Source organism: Neorhizobium galegae, from assembly GCF_017877135.1.
In the GTDB taxonomy this organism is placed as follows: Bacteria; Pseudomonadota; Alphaproteobacteria; order Rhizobiales; family Rhizobiaceae; genus Neorhizobium; species Neorhizobium galegae_A.
The window spans coordinates 38,688-58,045 of record NZ_JAGIPH010000007.1; the positions used below are offsets into that span (position 1 = coordinate 38,688).

At 61.2% G+C, this 19,358-nt stretch carries 20 protein-coding genes; 13 read left to right on the forward strand and 7 right to left on the reverse strand.

Annotated features, from left to right (window positions below):
* Position 1: 1 nt before the first annotated feature.
* Genes J2858_RS18765 through J2858_RS18785 form a run of 5 tightly spaced genes read right to left on the reverse strand, consistent with a single transcriptional unit; the run spans position 2 to position 4,054 of the window.
* On the reverse strand, positions 2-721 hold the full coding sequence (locus tag J2858_RS18765; protein WP_210106382.1) for a GntR family transcriptional regulator: 720 nt from the start codon (positions 719-721) through the stop codon (positions 2-4).
* Entirely contained in the window at positions 718-1,632 is a 915-nt protein-coding gene (locus J2858_RS18770; protein WP_210106383.1) for a hypothetical protein, read from the reverse strand. The genes J2858_RS18765 and J2858_RS18770 overlap by 4 nt, the downstream gene beginning before the upstream one ends.
* A gap of 17 nt (positions 1,633-1,649) precedes the next feature.
* Positions 1,650-2,396 carry a maleate cis-trans isomerase family protein gene (locus J2858_RS18775; RefSeq protein ID WP_210106384.1) on the reverse strand — a complete coding sequence of 249 codons (747 nt, stop codon included), beginning with the start codon at positions 2,394-2,396 and terminating at the stop codon, positions 1,650-1,652.
* Positions 2,397-2,432: 36 nt separating this feature from the next.
* The gene (locus tag J2858_RS18780) at positions 2,433-3,641 is read right to left on the reverse strand and encodes an FAD-dependent oxidoreductase (RefSeq protein ID WP_210106385.1); all 1,209 of its coding nucleotides are present in this window, start codon (positions 3,639-3,641) and stop codon (positions 2,433-2,435) included.
* Between the two features lie 50 nt (positions 3,642-3,691).
* Positions 3,692-4,054, reverse strand: coding sequence for a hypothetical protein (locus tag J2858_RS18785; protein WP_210106569.1), 363 nt, complete (start codon positions 4,052-4,054; stop codon positions 3,692-3,694).
* Here J2858_RS18785 and J2858_RS18790 point away from each other — a divergent pair.
* The 7 genes from J2858_RS18790 to J2858_RS18820 all read left to right on the forward strand — a co-directional run bounded on the left by J2858_RS18790 (position 4,053) and on the right by J2858_RS18820 (position 11,643).
* Positions 4,053-4,937, forward strand: coding sequence for a branched-chain amino acid ABC transporter permease (locus tag J2858_RS18790; protein WP_245366703.1), 885 nt, complete (start codon positions 4,053-4,055; stop codon positions 4,935-4,937). The genes J2858_RS18785 and J2858_RS18790 overlap by 2 nt on opposite strands.
* Positions 4,938-4,939: 2 nt before the next feature.
* Positions 4,940-5,872 (forward strand): branched-chain amino acid ABC transporter permease, encoded by a 933-nt coding sequence (locus J2858_RS18795; protein ID WP_210106386.1) that lies wholly within the window; start codon positions 4,940-4,942, stop codon positions 5,870-5,872.
* A complete protein-coding gene (locus J2858_RS18800; protein ID WP_210106387.1) occupies positions 5,869-6,675 on the forward strand; it encodes an ABC transporter ATP-binding protein in 807 nt (268 codons plus the stop codon). Before J2858_RS18795 ends, J2858_RS18800 begins: the two co-directional genes overlap by 4 nt.
* On the forward strand, positions 6,668-7,405 hold the full coding sequence (locus J2858_RS18805) for an ABC transporter ATP-binding protein (protein WP_210106555.1): 738 nt from the start codon (positions 6,668-6,670) through the stop codon (positions 7,403-7,405). Before J2858_RS18800 ends, J2858_RS18805 begins: the two co-directional genes overlap by 8 nt.
* A 57-nt stretch (positions 7,406-7,462) precedes the next feature.
* A complete protein-coding gene (locus J2858_RS18810; protein WP_210106388.1) occupies positions 7,463-8,644 on the forward strand; it encodes an ABC transporter substrate-binding protein in 1,182 nt (393 codons plus the stop codon).
* 97 nt (positions 8,645-8,741) lie between these two features.
* A complete protein-coding gene (locus J2858_RS18815; RefSeq protein WP_210106389.1) occupies positions 8,742-9,698 on the forward strand; it encodes a TAXI family TRAP transporter solute-binding subunit in 957 nt (318 codons plus the stop codon).
* Between the two features lie 13 nt (positions 9,699-9,711).
* Entirely contained in the window at positions 9,712-11,643 is a 1,932-nt protein-coding gene (locus tag J2858_RS18820; RefSeq protein ID WP_210106390.1) for a TRAP transporter permease, read from the forward strand.
* A gap of 115 nt (positions 11,644-11,758) precedes the next feature.
* Here the strand turns inward: J2858_RS18820 and J2858_RS18825 are convergent, their stop codons facing one another.
* Entirely contained in the window at positions 11,759-12,358 is a 600-nt protein-coding gene (locus tag J2858_RS18825; RefSeq protein ID WP_210106391.1) for a hypothetical protein, read from the reverse strand.
* Between the two features lie 184 nt (positions 12,359-12,542).
* A complete protein-coding gene (locus tag J2858_RS18830) occupies positions 12,543-13,340 on the reverse strand; it encodes a GntR family transcriptional regulator (protein WP_210106392.1) in 798 nt (265 codons plus the stop codon).
* 155 nt (positions 13,341-13,495) lie between these two features.
* Between J2858_RS18830 and J2858_RS18835 the strand changes: the two genes are divergently transcribed.
* From J2858_RS18835 to J2858_RS18860, 6 genes are all read left to right on the forward strand, one after another.
* Positions 13,496-14,752 (forward strand): ABC transporter substrate-binding protein, encoded by a 1,257-nt coding sequence (locus tag J2858_RS18835; protein ID WP_210106393.1) that lies wholly within the window; start codon positions 13,496-13,498, stop codon positions 14,750-14,752.
* Between the two features lie 118 nt (positions 14,753-14,870).
* Entirely contained in the window at positions 14,871-15,980 is a 1,110-nt protein-coding gene (locus J2858_RS18840; RefSeq protein WP_210106394.1) for an ABC transporter ATP-binding protein, read from the forward strand.
* A complete protein-coding gene (locus J2858_RS18845) occupies positions 15,977-16,867 on the forward strand; it encodes a carbohydrate ABC transporter permease (protein WP_210106395.1) in 891 nt (296 codons plus the stop codon). Before J2858_RS18840 ends, J2858_RS18845 begins: the two co-directional genes overlap by 4 nt.
* 2 nt (positions 16,868-16,869) lie before the next feature.
* Entirely contained in the window at positions 16,870-17,748 is an 879-nt protein-coding gene (locus J2858_RS18850; RefSeq protein ID WP_210106396.1) for a carbohydrate ABC transporter permease, read from the forward strand.
* Between the two features lie 18 nt (positions 17,749-17,766).
* Positions 17,767-18,261 (forward strand): GNAT family N-acetyltransferase, encoded by a 495-nt coding sequence (locus tag J2858_RS18855; RefSeq protein WP_210106397.1) that lies wholly within the window; start codon positions 17,767-17,769, stop codon positions 18,259-18,261.
* Between the two features lie 105 nt (positions 18,262-18,366).
* Positions 18,367-19,353, forward strand: coding sequence for a BMP family protein (locus J2858_RS18860; protein ID WP_210106398.1), 987 nt, complete (start codon positions 18,367-18,369; stop codon positions 19,351-19,353).
* Positions 19,354-19,358 lie beyond the last annotated feature (5 nt).

Below are 19,358 nucleotides of genomic sequence, written 5' to 3' on the forward strand. Positions count from 1 at the left end.
CTTAGCGGTTGGGGCCGCGGTTCGTGTCCCGCGGCTTCGGCTTGGTCGAAAGAATGTGGCCGGACATGGCAGCGGCCGCCCATTCGCTGTTGCGGGCGCTGAGCGCGGCGTGGATGTCGCGGTGCTGGCGATTGGAGCGCACGACATCGACGCGCTGGTCCATGACGAACTGCTTGACGAGAATGAGCGGAAGCGCTGCGGCAGGCGCCGTCAATCGCTTCAACTGTGCCGAACGGGTCGCATCGATGATGGCGCCGTGAAACTCGGTGTTGAGCGCCAGGAACCGCTCGGCGACCACGCTGCTCGTGTCCGTCTCGATCTCGGCCATGGCGTCGATCAGATGCTGCAGGCGGGCAAGCTCGGCCGGCGTGATCTTCTGCGCGGCAATGGACGCGGCATACGCCTCGTGCTGCGCACGAATGTCGAAGATGATCGACACTTCCTCGGGCGAGAAATTCGTCACGAAACGGTGGCGGTTGCTGACGGTCGCCAGCCCCTCGGTGGCAAGCCGGCGCAAGGCCTCGCGCACCGGCGTGCGGCTGGTGCCGGTCATGGCCGCCAGCATTTCCTCCGGAAGATGATCGCCCGGCTTCAGTTCGCCGCGCAGGATCGCCCGACGAATGCCCTGATAGGCCTTTTCGACCGGTCGCTGCAGATCGGCATCATCCTGATCGCTGCTCTCCGGCTGGCCGGCCAGATCATCTTCCGAAGTCTCATTCATCGCGTTTTCACCTCGATATGGTCGGCATGGTTGTCCATGTACCAGGCCGCGATCTCCTCGCGGGTGGTAAACCATACATCATCGAACTGCTTGGCGTAGCGAATGAAGTCCCGCAGCGCCCGAATGCGGTACGGTTGCCCGATCACATGCGGATGCAGTCCGATATTCATGAACTTGCCGGTCATCGCGCTCTCGGCATACAGCCAGTCGAACTGTTCCTTGAACATCTGAAGACCACCTTCGGCCCCGAGCCCCTGGCGCAGGAAGCTGAAGTCGTTGACTTCGGACGTATAGGAGACAGACACCATCGGCTTGCCGCTGCGGGTCTGCACCATGTAGGGCTGGTCATCGTTGAGGAGGTCGCAGATATAGATCAGGCCCTCTTCGGCAAGGATGTCGATGGTATTGAGCGTCGAGCGCAGGGAACTGGAGAGCCAGCCCTTGGCCTTGAAGCCGCAGAACTCCTCATAGACCTTGAGGGTGGCGCGAATGACCTCGCGCTCCTTGTCCTCATCGAACATGTTGTCGGTCAGGAGCTCGCTCTGCACATAGTTATGGGCTACGATCTCCCAGCCGCGGTCCAGCGCAGCCTGAACGACCTGCGGCCGTTCCAGCGCCATCTTGGCATTGATGGTGCAGCTGGACGGCACGCCTTCTGCGTCGAAAATGTCGAACATGCGCCAGACGCCGACGCGCTGACCGTATTCCCGCCAGGTATAATTGGCATTGTCATAGACATTGCCGGGAAGATCGCCGCCGACAATGCTCGGGCCGCCGGGATAGTAAGGCTTCGGCGTATCGCGGACCGGATCCCAGTATTCGAAATTGGTGGTGAGGATGACCGCAAGGCGCTTGCCGTTCGGCCATTTCAAGGGCTTGCGCTCGCTGATCGGAATGAAGTCGTAATGCATGGCTTTTCTCGACTGGTTCAATGATGGGACAGGAGCGAGCCAAAGCCCTGCACCTTGTCGTCAATGCCGTTCTGACGCAGCGCATACCAGTAGGTTGCGGTGTTGATGGCGATCACCGGCTTGTCGAGCCAGAATTCAGCAAGGCCCGCAACACGCGCCATAGCCAGATTGGTACCGACCTGCACGATCGCTTCCACACTGGAATCATTGACCTCGTTGATGCTGTCGCGCAGTTCGGCTTCGCTGACATGGGCGATCAGCATCGGGCTTTCGCAGCGCAGGCCCTTGAGATGCACCACCTCGTAGCCGCAATCGGCAAAGAACTTGACCACCTGGGCGTCGCCGACCGGCATATAGGGGGTAACGACGCCGATGCGCTTGATATCGCCGTATTTGGCCAGCGCCGCCTGGCACGCGTCCGAGCCCATGGTCACCTTCACGCCGGCGCGCTCCTCCACGCGCTTTTGCAGCTGTGCGGAACCGTCGAGACCGTCCCAAAAGGTTTCCGCCGACATGCCCATCACCAGATGGTCCGGGCGGCAGGTCATGACCGAATCGATCGACTCCATGATCGCGCCGCGGATATTGTCGATGAGCTTGAGAAAATCCTCGTCGCTATGGACCGGATCGTCCGGGATGGTGATGCGCGAGAAATGGTTGGTCACACCAACCGGGCTCATGCGGTCGAATTCGGGCTGCACGGATGTATTGGTCGAAGGCGCAATGACGCCGAATTTCTTGCGATAACCGAGGCTGTCCACCATGTCTTTATGTCCTTTGTTCAAAATTGCTGTGTGAATTCAGGCAACGTTTTCCAGCTCGCGCAGCGACTGGATCATCGACGAGCGCATCAGGTAGGCCTTGTGCTTTTTCGGATCGTCGACGATGCGGCGCAGTTCATCGTGGTAGGCTGCGCGGGCAGCCGGATCATTTTCCGCCATCATCTTGCGATTGCGCAGAGACTGTTCCTGGACGGTCTCGATCGCCACCTTCCGGCGCTGGCGATTGTAGCGCTCGGTAATGTCGAGCGGTGCGCGGCCATGCCAGACTTCGGCCAGCTTGTCGCAGAGGTTCACGGCGTCGTGGATGCCGCCATTCATGCCCATGCCGCCGAGCGGATTGTTGAGATGGGCCGCATCGCCGGCCAGGAAAATACGACCTGCGACATAGGTGGCGGCGACGCGCTGATGCACCCGGTAGGCCGTGGCGTGGACAACATCATAGGCGCCCGGCTTCGGGCAGAGCGCCTGCAGACGGCGCTCCATCACGGCCGGATCCTTGATCTGCTCGTCCGTCTGGTTCGGGTCGGTCGGCAAAAGCACGCGCCAGAGCGACGGCGTGCGCAACAGGACGGCCCATTCGCTGGGATCGGTCAGATAGGCGATAGGCGCCAGATCCCCGATCGCCTCGTCGAAACGGAACGAGGTCGACATCGACAGGAAGATTTCCGGGATCGTCAGCCCGTCAAAGGCAATGTCGAGTGACTTGCGCACCGCGCTTCGCGCCCCGTCGCAGGCAATCAGATATTGTCCGGACAATTGGTCCTGCGAGCCATCGGCCTGTCGCTCGATGGTGAGCGTTACGCCGGCGTCATCCTGCGCGACGCTCAGCGCCTTTGCCCCGTAGATCAGCTCGATCCGGTCATCGGCCTCGATCAGGGCCCGCAACTCTTCCGACAGCTTCCACTGCTCGCACTGAAGGCGATAGGGATGGTTTGTCTCCCCCTCCAGAATACCGAGATCGAAGGTGGCAATGACGCCTTCCTTGCGGTCGCGAAACTGCCAGGTCGGGCAGACAAGGCCCCGTTCGACGAGCTTTTTGCTGATATCGAAGCGGTCCAGCATGTCGAGGGTCGGCGGATGGAAGGTGGAGGCCCGCAGATCCGTCGGCAGATCAGGGCTGGTCTCCACAATGGTCACGGGGATGCCGGCCCTGGACAGGCAGCAGGCGGACACAAGGCCGACCGGGCCGGCACCCACGATCAGAACACGATCTTTTTTCAGCGTCATTATCAGTAATTCTCCGCCAATGTTTCCCTTGACAAGGGTCAAGTGCTAACTCATTGTGTACAACATGTCACGACATTTAAAGAGACAATTTTGAAAATGTCGCGATTTTTGAGTTCAGCGAAACGTCCGCGACCGGAACAAGGAAAACCGGCCGCAACAGACAGGCGCTCGCTGCGCGTCGAGAAAAACGAGGCGCCATAAGGCGTCCAACGGTGGGAACCAAGCTTTTGAACGGGACTTTGACGGGGAGAATCCCGCTTTTCTCCTAGAGTGATCTGAGCGCTGGCCGGGCGGCTTGCGGCATGACCATGTGCCGCTTTTCTGTGCTTTTGCACCTTGCCCTGCTTTGTTTGTATACAAAACTTGTGAGAAAAGCTGATGCTGTTAATACAACAAGTGCTGAATGGGGTCATGCTCGGGAGCGTCTACGTGACGGTCGCCGTCGCCTTTACCCTGACCATCGGCGTGTTGAACTTCCTCAACTTCACCATCCCGACCCTGTTCATGCTGTCGGGCATGGCCGCCTGGGCGCTGACCAAGTGGGGCATTCCCTTCGGGCTCTCGCAGGCTCTGCCATGGCCGCTTGCGCTTGCCGCTGCAGTTGTCATGACAATTGTAGCCTCGCTGATCGTCGAGCGTTTCACCTTCCGCTACATGAAGACGAAATACGGCGATGCCACCGAACATGCGATCCCGTTGGTCAGCTCCCTCGGCTTTCTCCTCATCATCGAAAACCTGATCCGCATCGGCTACGGCACGGATGCGCAGCGCATGGCAGCCGTCAGCTGGGACACCACGGTCAATCTCGGTGGCCTATTGCTGCGCGCGCCGCAACTTATCAGCCTGTGTGTGGCGCTCGTCATCGTTTCGGGGCTCAACTGGGTGCTGAAGCACAGCCGCATCGGGCGCGGCCTGCGCGCGATTGCCGAAAACCCCGATGCTGCCAACATCCTCGGCGTCGATTCCAGGCGCCTCGTCCCGGTCATCTTCATGCTGACGGGCCTGCTGTGCGGGCTGGCGGGCATCCTCTTTGCGATCAATTACGGCGAAGTGTCGCCGCAGATGGGCGAGGACATCGGCTCCAAGGCCATCGCCGGCATGGTCATCGGCGGGCTGGGCTCGATCTGGGGCGCGGTTCTTGGCGGCCTGATCATCGGCATCACTGAAATGATGACCATCCATTTCTTCGGTGCCGATACCGTGCAGGTCGCCGTGTGGGGCCTACTCCTCGTCGCGCTCTTTGTGCGGCCACAGGGCCTTCTCGGCCACCATTCCATCGGCAAGGGGAAGCTTTGACCATGAGTGGCTACTGGACAGGCATCCTCACCATTCTCTCGATCAACATCATCATGGCCTATGCGGTCTTCCTGCCGGTCGCGACGGGCCAGCTTAACCTCGGCGGCGCGGGCTTTCAGGCTCTCGGCGCCTACACGGCAGCCTTCCTGTCGGCAGCCTTCGGCCTCAACGCCTGGGTCACCATCCCGGCGGCCATGGCCGTCGGCGGCCTTGTCAGCATGGCCATCGCCTTTCCCCTGTTGCGCACCAAGGGTGTCTATCTGGTGCTGGCCACCTTCGCACTTGCCGAGGTGATCGCAGGCGTCATTCTCAATACCGACGCGCTCGGCGGCGCCATGGGACTGTCCGTACCGGACTTCCTCGATTACCACGTGCCGCTCATCGCGGCCGTCCTCGTCACCCTCTTCGTCTTCTATCTGATGGCAACGCGTTTCGGACTGACCATGCGCGCAGCCCATGACGACGATGTGGTGACCGATCTGCTTGGCGTCTCCGTTCGCGGCGTTCGGGTGGCGGCCTTCTCGCTCGGCGGGGCGCTCGCCGGTCTTGCCGGTGCGCTTTACGCCCACACTTTCAGCTTCGTCGATATCCAGAGCTTCAACGCCTCGCTGTCGATCTATGTGCTTCTCTACGTGCTTCTCGGCGGAACGCAGACGGCCTTCGGACCTCTTTTCGGTGCTGCCTTCTTCACGCTGCTGCCGGAGGGGCTGCGCGTCGTGATGCCAGAATTGAAAACCTTTATCGCCGCCGCTTTCCATCAGAGCGGCCCCCTGTCCCCGCCCGATGAGAGCTGGCGCTTCGTCATCCTCGGCGTCCTCACCGTGCTGATGATGGCATTCCGGCCCGAAGGGCTGATTACCCGCAGCCTGATCGAACGGCTGAAACCCGGCCGGCGGACGAAACGGCTGGACGTGGCGCAGGAGGTCTCGGCATGAGCGGGCACGAAACGGCAAATATTCTGAGCCTTCGCAATGTCACGAAGAGCTTTGGCGGCCTCACCGTCATTTCCGATGTCAGTTTCGACGTGCCGAGAGGCGCCCGCATGGCGCTGATCGGTCCGAACGGAGCCGGAAAGACGACCGTCTTCAATCTGATCTCCGGTTTTTATCAGCCAAGCGAGGGTGATATCCTGCTGGAGGGCAAACCCATCCAGCAGATCCCGTCGAGAAAGCGCATCGGCCTCGGGATCGCCCGCAGCTTCCAGAACATCCGCCTCATGCCACACCTGTCGGTGATCGAGAATGTGATGCTCGGCCAGCAGGCCAACGCCGGCGGTCTCGTCGACATGCTGAAGCCGCTGTCCTTCTTCGGCCATTCCGCCTGGCGCCATGAGGCCGAAGCCCTCCTCGACGAGATGGAACTGTCAAGCTATCCCGGCGAGGTCGTGGCAACCCTGCCGTATGGGGTTCGCAAGAAGATCGAGGTGGTGCGCGCCCTTGCGGCAAAGCCCCGGATCCTCCTGCTCGATGAGCCGGCCGCAGGCCTCAACGGTGCAGAAACCGACAACCTCACGTCCTTCCTCAAACGCCTCAGCGCAACCGGGATCACGCTTCTCGTCGTCGAGCACGACATGGGGCTGGTGCGCCGGCTTTGCGATGATGCGGTGGTCTTGAATTTCGGCCGCAAGATCTATGACGGCAAGACGGCGACGGTCCAGGACAATCCGCTGGTGCTGGAGGCCTATCTCGGCCCCCGCCATGCCGGCACGGTGAAGGAAGGGGCAGCCGATGTTGCTTGAAGTTCGCGGCCTTGATGTCCGCTATGGACGCACCCATGCCGTCAAATCCATCGATCTCGACCTTGCCGAAGGAGAGATCGTGACCGTGCTGGGGGCGAATGGCGCCGGCAAGACCTCGCTCCTGCGAGCTTTGCAGGGTGCGATCAAATCCGGCAGCGGATCGGTGCGGTTTGCCGGCGAGGTCTTGACCCATGCCTCACCGGCCGAGCGCGTGCGCCGCGGCATGATGCTGGTGCCGGAAGGCCGCCAGATCTTCGTGTCGATGACGGTGGAGGAGAACCTTCTGATGGGGGCCTATCTGCGCCGCGGTGCGGACTGGCATCAGGATCTCAGCCAGATCTATGACCGCTTTCCGAACCTTGCCGAGCGCCGCCACATGAAGGCCAGCATTCTCTCCGGCGGCGAACAGCAGATGCTGGCCATCGGCCGCGCGCTCGTCAGCCGTCCGCGCCTGATCATGCTGGACGAGCCGTCGCTCGGTCTGTCGCCGCTCTTCGTCAACAACCTCTTCGAACTGATCAAGGAGTTGAACCGCAGCGGCATCAGCATCCTTCTCGTGGAGCAGAACACCGCCATGGCGCTCGACGTGGCGGAGCGCGGCTATGTGCTGGAACTGGGCCGCGTGGTTCTGTCCGACAGGGCAGACGCGCTGTCGCGCGATCCGGCGCTCGCCGAGGCCTATCTCGGAGGCCACGCATCATCCCAACACCCGATCGACCAGATTGCCTGAGCACCTGGCCAGCCGGCGCGACACATCAACACAACCGATAAACATCAGGAGAGTGATATGAAATTTGGGTTTCGTTTTGCAACCTCGGTCGCCCTGGCTGCCCTGCTCACAGGCCCGGCACTTGCCGAAGATACGATCAAGATCGGCAATCTTGTCGCCACGGCCGGCTTTCTGAAGGGCGTGGCGGAGCCTGCCGTGGTGGCCGCCGATGTGGCGCTCGCTGAAATCAATGCAGCAGGCGGCATCAACGGCAAGAAGGTGGAATTCGTCCGCTTCGACACGAGTTCCGATCCGAAGCAAGCTTCGGTCGGCGCGCGCAAACTGGCGCAGGATGACGGTGTGCTCGCCATCCTCGGCCCCTTCTCCTCCGGTGAATCCGCCGTTGCCTTCAACGATGCCGAACGCCTCAAGGTTCTGATGATGCCGAACTCGGCATCGACACCGGGCCTGACCGACGGCAAGACCTATGGCTGGCGCCTCTCCGAAGACGAGGAGAAGCAGTTTCGCCGGCTGCTGAAGTCCATCAAGGCCCGCGGCATCAAGGCCGATACGGCCGAGATCGTCTATATTTCGGAAGAGGTCGTCTCCAATTCCGCCGGCACCAAGCTTTACCCGAAACTGTTGGCCGAAATGGGCATCAAGCACGGCGATCCGATTGCCGTGCAGTACAAGAGTTTCGACATGTCCGCGCAGGCCGCGCGCATCCTCCAGTCCAATCCGGATATCGTTGCGCTCGCCGCCACGCCGGATTCGGCCTCCAAGGTCATCAAGGAACTGCGCCGCCAGGGCTACAAGGGCCGCATCATCGGCTCGCAGATCTTTGCGGATCCGAACGTCGTGGAACTGTTCGGACCAGAAGGCGAGGGCACGATGCTGGTCGCGGGCTTCTGGAAGGGCTTCAATGCCCGTTCGCAGGCCTTCAACGACACATTCGTGGCGGAAGCCGAAAAGCGCGGCATTCACAAGCTCGGCGCGCATCATTCCGATGCCCAGACCTATGACACGCTCTACCTGATGAAGCAGGTGATGGAAAAGGCGGGCGTGACCGGCGATCCGTCAAAGCTTGCCGAGGAACGCGAAAAGATCAACGCCGCCATGCAGAATGTCAGCTTCTCCGGCATTCTCGGCGACAATATCTGCTTTGCCGGCCACGATGCCGAACTTCCCGGCTACATCATCGAGATCAAGGACGGCAAGTGGACCAAGTTCGACGAGGCCCCCGCCGATCCCTGCAAGTGATGTCATGCCCCATGGCCGCCGGCAATCGTCGCGCGGCCATGCACCGGCATGTGGGATGCCTGGACGCCTGAAAATCAAAAAAAGAGGGGACTGCAAAATGCTGAAGCGCGTGATGATGACGGTTGCGATGACCGCAGCACTGTCGGGATGGTGGACCGCGATGGCGGCTGCCCAGGCGGTGGGCCTGGCAACGACCAAGGGGGGCGCGACCGAACAGATTGCCACGGCGCTCGCCAAGACCATCAGCGAAAAATCCGGCGTGATGGTGAGGCCGCAGGTCATGGCCAATACCTCGCAATATCTCCCGCTGGTCGATAGCGGCCGTGTAGAGTTCGGTATCGCCAACTTCCCCCAGACCGCCTATGCCATCTCCGGCACCGGCATGTCGCAGGGCCAGCCCAACCCGAACCTGCGCATGGTGGCCTCGCTTATCCCCTTCAATGCCGGGCTGCTGGTGACGGCAAAATCCGGGCTGAAGACCATGGCCGATCTGAAGGGAAAGCGGGTTCCACGCTTCCCCGCCAATTCTCTCGGCGATTTCATCATCCGCGCCTCCCTGCAGACGGCAGGTCTCACCTATGACGATGTGTCCAGCGTGCCGATCGCCAATTTCCCGGCCATGTTCGAGGCGCTGAAAGACGGCTTGACCGATGTCACCATCGCCACGGCCGGATCACAATCGGTGCTGGATATCGATGCCTCCGTCGGCGGCGTGACCTTCCTCAGCTACAAGCCCGGCGACGAAAAGGTTCTCGACGAAAACCTGCCGGGGACGGCGTTGAAAACCGGCAGCCAGTTGACCAACTCGCCGGGATTGACCCCGCAAACTGCAATCTTCTGTTACGACTACACGCTTTTTGCCAGCGCCAGCGCCTCCGATGAAACGGTCGCCAAGGTGGCCAAGGCGCTTTACGAAGGCCGGCAGAGCCTGCAGGCGTCCGGCCCGATCTGGAGCGAGTTCGACCCTGCCCGGCTCGCCCATGTGACCAAGCTTGCCTATCACCCCGGCGCCATCGCGTTCTACAAGAGCGTCGGCATCTGGTCCGGCCAGTAAGGGGGCAGACGCAATGGAAAACCCAGTCGTCAAGGACGAGACCGACATCGTGCGGATGACCGAGATGGGAATGCTGTCACGCATCCTGTCGCTGGTCGTGCCCTTCCTCGCTCTTCTTTGGGTGGTTGCCTTGCCGCAAAGGCTCGGCCTGCTGATCTACCCCGAGCAGATCGTGGCGCTGATGTTCGGCGCCTCGCTTGCTGTCGTCTATTTTCGCCGCAAGGGTACCGGCCGGCCGGTTCTTCGGGCCGCCAATGCGGCGGCCGGCTATCTTTCCATTGCGCTTGGCATCTATGTTTTCGTGCGCTTTCCGGTCCTGTCGGAGGCAACCCATCTGCATCCGACGGAAGCCCTGCTGCTCGGTGCGCTGGTAACGGCCTTGAGCATGGAAGCGCTGCGCCGCGTGGTCGGATGGACGCTGATCATCATCTTCGCGCTGTTGTTTGCCTATGCCGTCTTCGGCGATTGGGTGCCCGGTGCGCTGCAGGGAAAACCGATGGCGGCCGCCGACGTCCTGCGGTTCATCGGGACGGATTCTTCGGCCGTCTGGGGCCAGACCTTGCAGATCGCAGCCTTCGTCGTCGTCGTTTTCGTGCTGTTCGGCGGCTTGTTGATCGCCTGCGGCGGCGGTGATTTCTTCACCCAGCTTGCCATGCGCGTTGCCGGGCACGGACCTGGCAACTCGGCCAAGGTGGCCGTTACGGCATCCGCGCTGTTCGGCACGGTCTCCGGCAGTGCGGTCTCCAACGTCATGTCGACGGGCATCATGACCATTCCGCTGATGAAGCGGGCAGGCTTTACCCCCGCGCAGGCCGGCGGCATCGAAGCGGTCGCCTCCACCGGCGGGCAGCTGATGCCCCCGGTGATGGGGGCCGCGGCCTTCCTGATGGCCGAAATCCTGATGGTTCCCTACAAGACGGTCGCGCTGGCGGCGATGCTGCCAGCCGTTCTTTATTACCTGTCCGTCTATGTGCAGATCGACTTCATCGCGCGGCGCGACAACATTCCCTCACTGGGCGACTTGCAGCGGCAGGGCATTCTGGCAGTCATGCGCGAGGGGTGGCTGGCCATCCTTGCATTCGGTGTTCTCCTGTTCTGCATCTTCGAGTGGAACATGCGGGCAGAACTTGCCGCTGTCTGGGCGGTTGCGGCCATTGCGGTGGCGGGCCTTGTCGCCGGCGCTCGACGCGGCAAGGCGGGCATGACGCCGCGCCAGATGCTGGACGTGGTGATTGATACCGGCCGCTCGACCTGTGACGTGCTGCTCATCACGGCCGTTTCCGGCATGATCATCGGGCTTCTGTCGACCACCGGTCTCGGCTTTTCGCTTTCCATGTACCTCCTGGAATTCGGCGGCACGAGCCTGTTCGGCCTGCTGCTCGTGACGGCCGTGATCGGCATCATCCTTGGCCTTGGCCTGCCAACCACGGGGGTCTATCTGCTGATGGCAGCACTTGCGGCCCCAACGCTGGTGCAGTTGGGCGTTCCGCCGATGGCCGCCCACATGTTCGTCTTCTATTATGGCATCCTGTCGATGATCACGCCGCCGATTGCGCTCGCCAGTTTCGCCGCCTCAAGCCTTGCCGGAGCGCCGAAGGGACAGACGGATATCGAGGCATTCCGCTTTGGCTGGATCGCCTATATTCTGCCCTTCCTGTTCATCTACAAGCCCGGCCTTCTCCTGATCGGCTCGTGGGCCCATATCGGTTACGTCTTTGCAAGTTCCATCGTTGCCGTCGTTCTGGTGACGGGCGGTCTGGTCGGCCACGGCCTGAAGCCGCTCAGCCCCTTGCTGCGCCTAGTCTGGCTCGGCGCCGGCCTGCTCGTCATTGCACCGCTGAACGAGATCGGAGGCGACATCCTGGAATATGGCATGAGCGCCATCGGCCTCCTCCTGCTTGTGTCGTTCGCAACCCAGAAGGACAGGGCAGGCGCGCGCGCCTGATCATCCCCGCGGGCAAAATTTACCGTAAAACGGTCATTGCCCGCCGGTCCTCTTTGTCAGGAACGGGCAAGATGGGGCCGGCGAAGCCGAGACCGCGGTTTTCGTCGGAAATGCTCTACGTCTTTGCAAACCACAGCTCAAAGTGCAGGGGGCGTATGCTGCTGTCGCTAAATCCCGAGACGAATTTGGGATCAACCGATATGCCTGCTCCCTTCAGGGTCGATGCCACCTGCTTTGCGCCCTCTGCATCCCTCGCACTGAAATAGCGCAGCTCCAGTTTTCCAGGCGCCTTTGTGCCGACATTCTGAATTCCGGGCACAAGATCTCCGGCTTCCTGCAAGGCGTTTTTGGCCTGCGTGGCAGCGTCTCTTTGGTTTTCGCTTGCAATGTGGATGTAGACCCTCGGCTTGATGGTTGCCGTAGTGTTTGCAGCCGTGTCTTTGGTGTCCAACGCGGTCAACGTTTCATTGGCCGTGTTGAGCTCCTTCTCCGCCTGCTTTCCTGCGGCCAGTTCGGTGGCGACGGGCTGCGGGTTGAGCTTGATCAGTCCCCCGAAGGCGCCCACGCCAATGACGGCAATCTCGACAACAAGAACGTTGAACAATTTGGTGCCGTGAGCCGGATCTATTCTCATGAAACCGGCAAGGTAAAGCACGGCGATAATCGAGGTGCAGACAAAGACGCCGACGCATGTATACCCGATGATCAGCTGCATCAAAAAAACGTCAGACACATCAGCCCCCGTTGATGCTTATTGTAGCCTGCTCTCAACCCCGAACATTTTAATATGACAACATATTCTAAATAGAAATCAACCCATGTAAATCCACATTTCGGCACTTTACTTGGGCTATGCCTTGCACGCCTATTCCCTCTCCTCTGGAAAATCAGCCAAAACCTCAGTACTGGGTGAAATCTCCCGTTTCCGATTGCAGAAGCGTCAGCGGATAGCGCGTTGGGTGGTGGATCAGGGCCGTCATGTTGACGGGGCGGTTGCGCTCGTCAAAAGCAATCTGGTCGACGGTCAGGACGGCCGAGGGAGAGGATAGCTGAAGAAGGCGCGCCTCGTTCTCCGCTGCAAGGCGCGCACTGAGCGTCGTTTGTCCGCGCTTGGGGAAGATCCGATAGCGTTGTCGCAATTCCTCGTACAAGGATCGGTTGCTGACCTCCCAATCCAGCTCCAGCAGGCCGGGCACGCGCGCGGCCGGGATCCAGTCCGTCTGGATGACCGCCGGTATGTCGTCGATGAGGCGCAGTCGGGAGAGAACCACCACCTCGGCACCTGCTCCCAGAAACAGGGGCCGGCTGATTTCGAGCGGCGCGGGGATGAGACGGGCGTCGATCAGCTGATGGCCGGGCTTGCGTCCATTGGCGAGCGCAATGCTGGTAAAGCTCTTCAGCACCTGAAGCTCGAAGCTGCCGCCACGCTGCGTGACATAAAGCCCCTTGCCCGGCTGGCTGTGCACCACACCCTGCTGGATCAGTTCGCGGATCGCATGGCGGATGGTGATGCGGCTTACCGCATAGAGATCGACCAGTTCCCGTTCGGAGGGAAGCTTGCCGCGCAAGGGAAGCCGGCCATCATTGATGGCGGCCAGCAATGCCTCGTAGATCTGCTTGTGCAGCGGACGTGGATCGTTGCGATCCACTGCTCCCTGTGTCGCAGCCAGCGTGCCTTCATCTGCGTGCGTCTTCAAATCGATCGGCCCCCGCCCATGTCCTCTTCCCGATATTCTGTCAATTTCTGCGTCATTCTATGTTGACATGACTGGTCATAACCAGTCCTATTATCAACAGGGAACCGGAGAGTTCCGAAGGATTTGAGACCTAACATAATCGAGGGAACTATTTCATGCTTAAGAAGAGCCTTGCAGCCCTTGCGCTGTCTGCTGCGCTGTGGAGCGGGACATCCCACGCCGAAACGATTTCCGTCTTCTGCGCGCCGACCGAGTTCGAAATCTGCACGAACGTTGCCAATGCCTGGAAGGAAAAGACAGGCAACGAGGCCAAGATCAACAAGATGCCGGCGCTGCTGGATGACGCCATCCCGATCTACCAGCAATTACTGGCGGCAAAATCCACCGATATCGACGTGCTGTTTCTCGATGTCATCTGGCTTGGCATGTTCAAGAACGGCCTGCTCGACCTGAAGACCACAATCCCGCAGGCCGACCAGGACAAGCATTTTGCCTCCACGCTCAATGCGGCAAAGCTCGACGGTCATCTGGTGGCGATGCCGGCCTATATGGACGTCGGCCTGATGTTCTATCGTAAGGATCTCCTGGAGAAATACGGCAAGCCGCAGCCAAAGACCTGGGATGAACTGGCCGCCACCGCCAAGGAAATCCAGGACAAGGAGCGCGCCGCCGGCAATGGCGAGATGTGGGGCTATGCCTGGCAGGCCAAAAGCTACGAGGGCCTGACCTGCGACGCGATCGAGCTTATCGCCTCCAATGGCGGCGGCACGATCATCTCCGACGACGGCAAGGTCACCATCGACAACCCGAAGGCTGTCGAAGCCATCGAGAAAGCGAAGGGCTGGATCGGGTCGATCAGCCCGGAAGGCACCCTCAATTACGACGAGGAAGCCTCGCGCGCCGTATTTGAATCCGGCAACGCCGTCTTCCACCGCAACTGGCCCTATGTCTGGGGCACCTCGCACAAGCCGGGCAGCGCCGTCATCGACAAGGTCGGCGTGATGCCGCTTCCGGTCGGAAGCGCCGGCCAGAAATCCAGCGGCTGCCTTGGACCGATGTATTATGGTGTGTCCAAATACAGCGCCAAGCCGGCAGCCGCGACCGATTTCGTCAACTTCATCACCGGCCCCGACATGCAGAAGAAGCGGGCGCTGCAGGATGCGGTCAACCCGTCCATCCCCGCGCTCTACAACGATGCGGACGTGCTGGCGACAATCCCCTTCCTCAAGGACAACCAGCAGGCCTTTGCCGATAGCGCCGTTCGCCCCTCGGGCTATACCGGCACGAGCTATAACCGTGTGTCGCAGGCCTTCTATCGCACGGTTCACGACATGCTGTCGGGAAGCGGTGACGTCAAGTCGGGCCTGAAGTCGCTGGCCGCGCGTCTGGAAAAGCTGAAGGAAAGCCGCTGAGCCATGCCTGAACAGAGGTGGCCGGTTTCAAGGGACCGGCACTTCTGCGCTGCATTGTCTTTTCTCGCCGCCCCGTGAGGCGGCGAGCCTTCTATCCGTGCAAGCCTCAGGTAAAAAAATGGCATCGGTTTCCCTTCACGCCGTCTCGAAGAGTTTTGGCACGCACGCCGTGATCCAAGGGGTCGAACTGCAGATCGACGACGGTGAATTCGTGGTGTTCGTCGGCCCCTCCGGATGCGGCAAGTCCACCCTCCTGCGCATTGTTGCAGGCCTTGTCGCGCCGTCCAGCGGGATCGTCGCCATCGGCGGAGATGATGTCACCGACGTTCCGGCGTCGCGTCGGGGCGTCGCCTTCGTCTTTCAATCCTACGCGCTCTATCCGCATATGAGCGTTGCCCGCAATATCGGCTTTGCGCTGGAAACGCTCGGCATGGCGCGGGACGCCGTCAGCCAGAAGGTTTTGGGCGTCGCGCGCATGCTGAAGGTGGATCACCTCATGGATCGGCGGCCGCGCGAACTCTCAGGCGGCCAGCGGCAGCGCGTCGCCATCGGCCGGGCGCTGGTGCGCCAGCCGGAAATCTTCCTCTTCGACGAGCCGCTGTCGAACCTCGATTCGGATCTGCGCATGGAAATGCGGCTCGAGATCGCACGGCTTCACACCGAGCTGAAGACGACCATGATCTATGTGACGCATGACCAGTCGGAGGCGATGACGCTTGCCGATCGCATCGTCGTCCTCAATCAGGGCCGCGTCGAGCAGGTCGGCACGCCGCAACAGCTCTACCATGCGCCGGACAATCGCTTCGTGGCAGGCTTCATCGGCAGTCCCCGCATGAACTTCCTCAATGTGTCGTCGCGGCAAGAAGGCGAGGTCGCCGTGCTTACCGGAGCGGGAAACCTCTCCCTCGCCTTGACAACCGGCGACGCTCAAAGCGGCATCGCCGAAATCGGCATTCGCCCGGAAGCCTTGCGGCTCGTCGCGGAAGGGGAGGGCAGGATCGCCTGCATCCTCGAGCGTGTCGAAGATCTGGGCCATGAGCATTTCGGCTATTGCCGGATCAGCGATGGCACCGTCTGGGTCATCCGCCTGCCGCAGGCGCCCTTGCCGGACCGGATCGGCAAACCGGCCGGACTCGATTTTGCCGGTTCAGCGGTATACGCCTTTGCAGCCGACGGCCGGCGCGTGGCGGTCGGGGCGGGACACGTCGCCGAGGGTCCGCAGCCATGAGCGCGAAACTTGCCCGCCGCGATCACCGCGCTGCCTGGCTGTTTCTGCTGCCGGTCCTTGTCGTCATCCTGCTGGTGGCCGTCTGGCCGCTTGCCCGTACATTCTACTTCGCCTTTACGGATGCCTATCTGGACGATCCATCGGTCTATTCCATCGTCTGGTTCGATAACTTCATCGAGGTGCTGAACGATCGCAGCTGGTGGGTCGCCGTCAGGAACACGCTCGTCTTCACGGTGATCTCGGTTGCCATCGAAACAGGGCTCGGCCTTGCGATCGCACTGCTGCTCAACGCGGCCATTCCCGGCCGCGGGCTGGCACGCGCCGCCATTCTGGTGCCCTGGGCCATTCCCGTCGTCGTTGCGACGAAAATGTGGGAATGGATGCTCAACGACCAGTTCGGCGTCATCAACAAGATCCTGTCGGGTCTGGGTCTTGTCGATCACGGAATTGCCTGGACGGCCAGCAGTTCGCTGATCATGGGCGTGGTGATCTTCGTCGATGTCTGGATGACGACGCCCTTCATGGTGCTGCTGATCCTTGCGGGCCTGCAGCTGATTTCGCCGGAAATTTTCGAGGCCGCCGATGTGGACGGCATTCCCGCCTGGAAACGCTTCTGGTCGATCACCCTTCCCATGCTGCGGCCGGCCATCGGCGTGGCCGTTCTGTTCCGCGTCCTCGATGCGCTGCGCATGTTCGATCTTGCCTATGTGCTTGCGGCCAGCAACGAGAATGTCATGACGGTCTCGATCTATGCGCGCGACCGGCTGATCAGCTTTCAGGAACTGGGCGTCGGCTCGGCCGCATCGACCTGGGTCTTTCTGCTGGTCGCCCTGGTGGCAATCATCATCATCGGGGTGCTGCGCCTCGACAGGGCGGCGGGGACGTGAACATGGACACTGCAACTCTCTCCCGGCCCTTGCGCAAGCCCTCCTCCTTCCACCGGGCAAAACGACGGATCGTCCGCGGCCTGCAGATCTTTGCCCTGCTGCTGGTGCTCGTCTACACGCTCTTTCCCTATTACTGGGCCTTCGTATCCTCCACCAAGCAGGGGGCCGCACTCTATCATTCAGCCCTCGTGCCGGCGCTTGATTTTACCTATTACAGGCAGCTGATCGACAATCCGATCTTCATGGGATCATTGCTGAACTCCGCCTATGTCGCGGTCTGCACGACTTTTCTGTCTCTCGTCATCGGTGTCTCGGCTGCCTATGCCCTGGGCCGGATCGAATTTCCGCAGCGCCGGGCAGTGCTGATGATCGTCCTGATGATCTCGATCTTTCCGCAGGTCGTGGTCCTGTCGGGGATGTTCGAACTGATCAACTGGTTTGGGCTGTTCAACCGCCCGAGCGCGCTGATCCTCACCTATCTTCTATCGACCGTGCCCTTCACCACCTGGATCCTGACCACCTTCATCCGCGAGTTTCCCCGCGAGCTGGAGGAAGCGGCCATCATCGACGGCTGCTCGCATTTTCGCATCCTGACGAAGATTTTGCTGCCGCTGATGGGGCCGTCGCTCGCCAGCACCGGCATCCTGGCCTTCATTCTGGCCTGGAACGAATTTCTCTTCGCCCTGACGTTCACACTGACGGACGAAAACCGCACCGTGCCTGTGGCCATCGGCCTGATTGCCGGCACCAGCCGTTATGAATATCCCTTCGGGCAGATCATGGCGGCGTCCGTCACCGTGACGCTGCCGCTGATTGCCGTGGTCCTCGTCTTCCAGCGACGCATCGTTGCCGGGCTGACGGCCGGGGCCGTGAAGGGCTGATAGAGAAGGAACTGACCCATGGACATGCTTGTCAAACTGTACGACCTGAAACGCGATCCCTCCCTCGACAGCCGCATGGCGGCGCAAGGCATCGTGATCCGTCGGGTGCTGGCACCGGAATTGCCGGCGCTGACGGCCTGGATCGAACCGCGTTTCGGAGCGGGCTGGGCCGCCGAAGCAACCGTTGCTACCATGCGCCAGCCGACCACCTGCTTCATCGCCATCAAGGACGACGAGCTCATCGGCTTTGCCTGCCATGAGGCGACGGCCAAAGGCTTCTTCGGCCCGACAGGGGTCGATCCGGCCGCTCGCGGACAGGGCGTCGGCCACGCGCTGCTGCTCGAAACACTGCTCGACATGCACGCCCAGGGTTATGCCTATGGCGTGATCGGAGGGGCAGGCCCCATGGAGTTCTACCGCAGAAGTGTGGGCGCGGTACCGATCGAAGGCTCCGTGCCCGGCATCTATCGCGGTATGCTGCCGCTGGCGCATCCCACGGAAGTCTCGGGCTGACCCTAAAATTCCTGTGTGCTTAATTTATGGACGCCCAATTTCCTTGACACTTTTTTGAGCCACCTTTACCCCTTTAGACCAACTGGTAAAAAAAGGGGACTGGAGATGACGAAGCAGTTTTTGATGTCGCGCCGCACCGTGCTGGCCTCGGGCATGGCGCTCGGCGCCACGGCCTTTGCGCCGTCCTTGCGGGCCGCAGCACCGCTGAAAGTGGCCGGCATTCACGGCTCGCCGGTGGAAAATGCCTGGAATTCGGTCCTCCACAAGGCGCTGCAGGATGCCGCCAAGGAAGGCGTGATCGAATACGTGTTTTCCGAAGGCGTGTCCGGCACGGATTACCCGCGCGCCATGCGCGAATATGCCGAACAGGGCGCCAAGCTGATCATCGGCGAGACATTTCCGGTGGAAAAGCAGGCGCGTGAAGTGGCCGGCGATTATCCCCAGACCGCTTTCGTCATGGGCTCCAGCGGCAAGCAGGCCGGCGACAATTTTGGCGTCTTCGGCACCTGGAATTTCGACGGCGCCTATCTTGCCGGCATGCTCGCCGGCAAGATGACCAAGTCCAACGTGGTCGGTTCCGTCGGCGCCATGCCTATCCCGGAAGTGAACATGCTGATCAATGCCTTTGCCGCAGGCGTGAAGGCCGTCAACCCGAATGCCAAGCACCTCGTGACCTTCATCGGCACCTTCTTCGATCCGCCGAAGGCGCGCGAAGCAGGCCTTGCCCAGATCGATGCCGGCGCCGACATCCTGTTTGGCGAGCGCATCGGCACGGCCGACGCCGCCAAGGAACGCGGCATCAAGTCCGTCGGCTCGCTCATCGATTACACGCCGCGCTATCCCGAAACAGTCTTTGCCAATGCGCTGTGGAATTTCCGCCCGATCCTCAATGCGGCCATTGCCGATGTGGCGGCCGGCAAGCCGACCGGTCGCGATTACACCGCCTACGGCCTGATGAAGGAAGGCGGCAGCGACATCGTCTTCGTCAAGGGTGTGGCGCCTGCAGAGGCGGAAGCAGCGATGGAAGCCAAGCGCGCCGCGATCAAGGCCGGCACCTTCGAAGTGCCGCGCATCATGGACGAGCCGAAGTAAGCCTG

Bases quoted from the DNA above. Each gene is read 5' to 3' on its own strand.
- J2858_RS18785 (WP_210106569.1), bottom strand. From the start codon at position 4,054: ATGACCCCATTCAGCACTTGTTGTATTAACAGCATCAGCTTTTCTCAC.
- J2858_RS18835 (WP_210106393.1), top strand. From the start codon at position 13,496: ATGCTTAAGAAGAGCCTTGCAGCCCTTGCGCTGTCTGCTGCGCTGTGG.
- J2858_RS18840 (WP_210106394.1), top strand. From the start codon at position 14,871: ATGGCATCGGTTTCCCTTCACGCCGTCTCGAAGAGTTTTGGCACGCAC.
- J2858_RS18850 (WP_210106396.1), top strand. From the start codon at position 16,870: ATGGACACTGCAACTCTCTCCCGGCCCTTGCGCAAGCCCTCCTCCTTC.
- J2858_RS18800 (WP_210106387.1), top strand. From the start codon at position 5,869: ATGAGCGGGCACGAAACGGCAAATATTCTGAGCCTTCGCAATGTCACG.
- J2858_RS18790 (WP_245366703.1), top strand. From the start codon at position 4,053: ATGCTCGGGAGCGTCTACGTGACGGTCGCCGTCGCCTTTACCCTGACC.
- J2858_RS18795 (WP_210106386.1), top strand. From the start codon at position 4,940: ATGAGTGGCTACTGGACAGGCATCCTCACCATTCTCTCGATCAACATC.
- J2858_RS18820 (WP_210106390.1), top strand. From the start codon at position 9,712: ATGGAAAACCCAGTCGTCAAGGACGAGACCGACATCGTGCGGATGACC.
- J2858_RS18845 (WP_210106395.1), top strand. From the start codon at position 15,977: ATGAGCGCGAAACTTGCCCGCCGCGATCACCGCGCTGCCTGGCTGTTT.
- J2858_RS18860 (WP_210106398.1), top strand. From the start codon at position 18,367: ATGACGAAGCAGTTTTTGATGTCGCGCCGCACCGTGCTGGCCTCGGGC.
- J2858_RS18855 (WP_210106397.1), top strand. From the start codon at position 17,767: ATGGACATGCTTGTCAAACTGTACGACCTGAAACGCGATCCCTCCCTC.
- J2858_RS18775 (WP_210106384.1), bottom strand. From the start codon at position 2,396: ATGGTGGACAGCCTCGGTTATCGCAAGAAATTCGGCGTCATTGCGCCT.
- J2858_RS18770 (WP_210106383.1), bottom strand. From the start codon at position 1,632: ATGCATTACGACTTCATTCCGATCAGCGAGCGCAAGCCCTTGAAATGG.
- J2858_RS18765 (WP_210106382.1), bottom strand. From the start codon at position 721: ATGAATGAGACTTCGGAAGATGATCTGGCCGGCCAGCCGGAGAGCAGC.
- J2858_RS18780 (WP_210106385.1), bottom strand. From the start codon at position 3,641: ATGACGCTGAAAAAAGATCGTGTTCTGATCGTGGGTGCCGGCCCGGTC.
- J2858_RS18815 (WP_210106389.1), top strand. From the start codon at position 8,742: ATGCTGAAGCGCGTGATGATGACGGTTGCGATGACCGCAGCACTGTCG.
- J2858_RS18825 (WP_210106391.1), bottom strand. From the start codon at position 12,358: ATGCAGCTGATCATCGGGTATACATGCGTCGGCGTCTTTGTCTGCACC.
- J2858_RS18810 (WP_210106388.1), top strand. From the start codon at position 7,463: ATGAAATTTGGGTTTCGTTTTGCAACCTCGGTCGCCCTGGCTGCCCTG.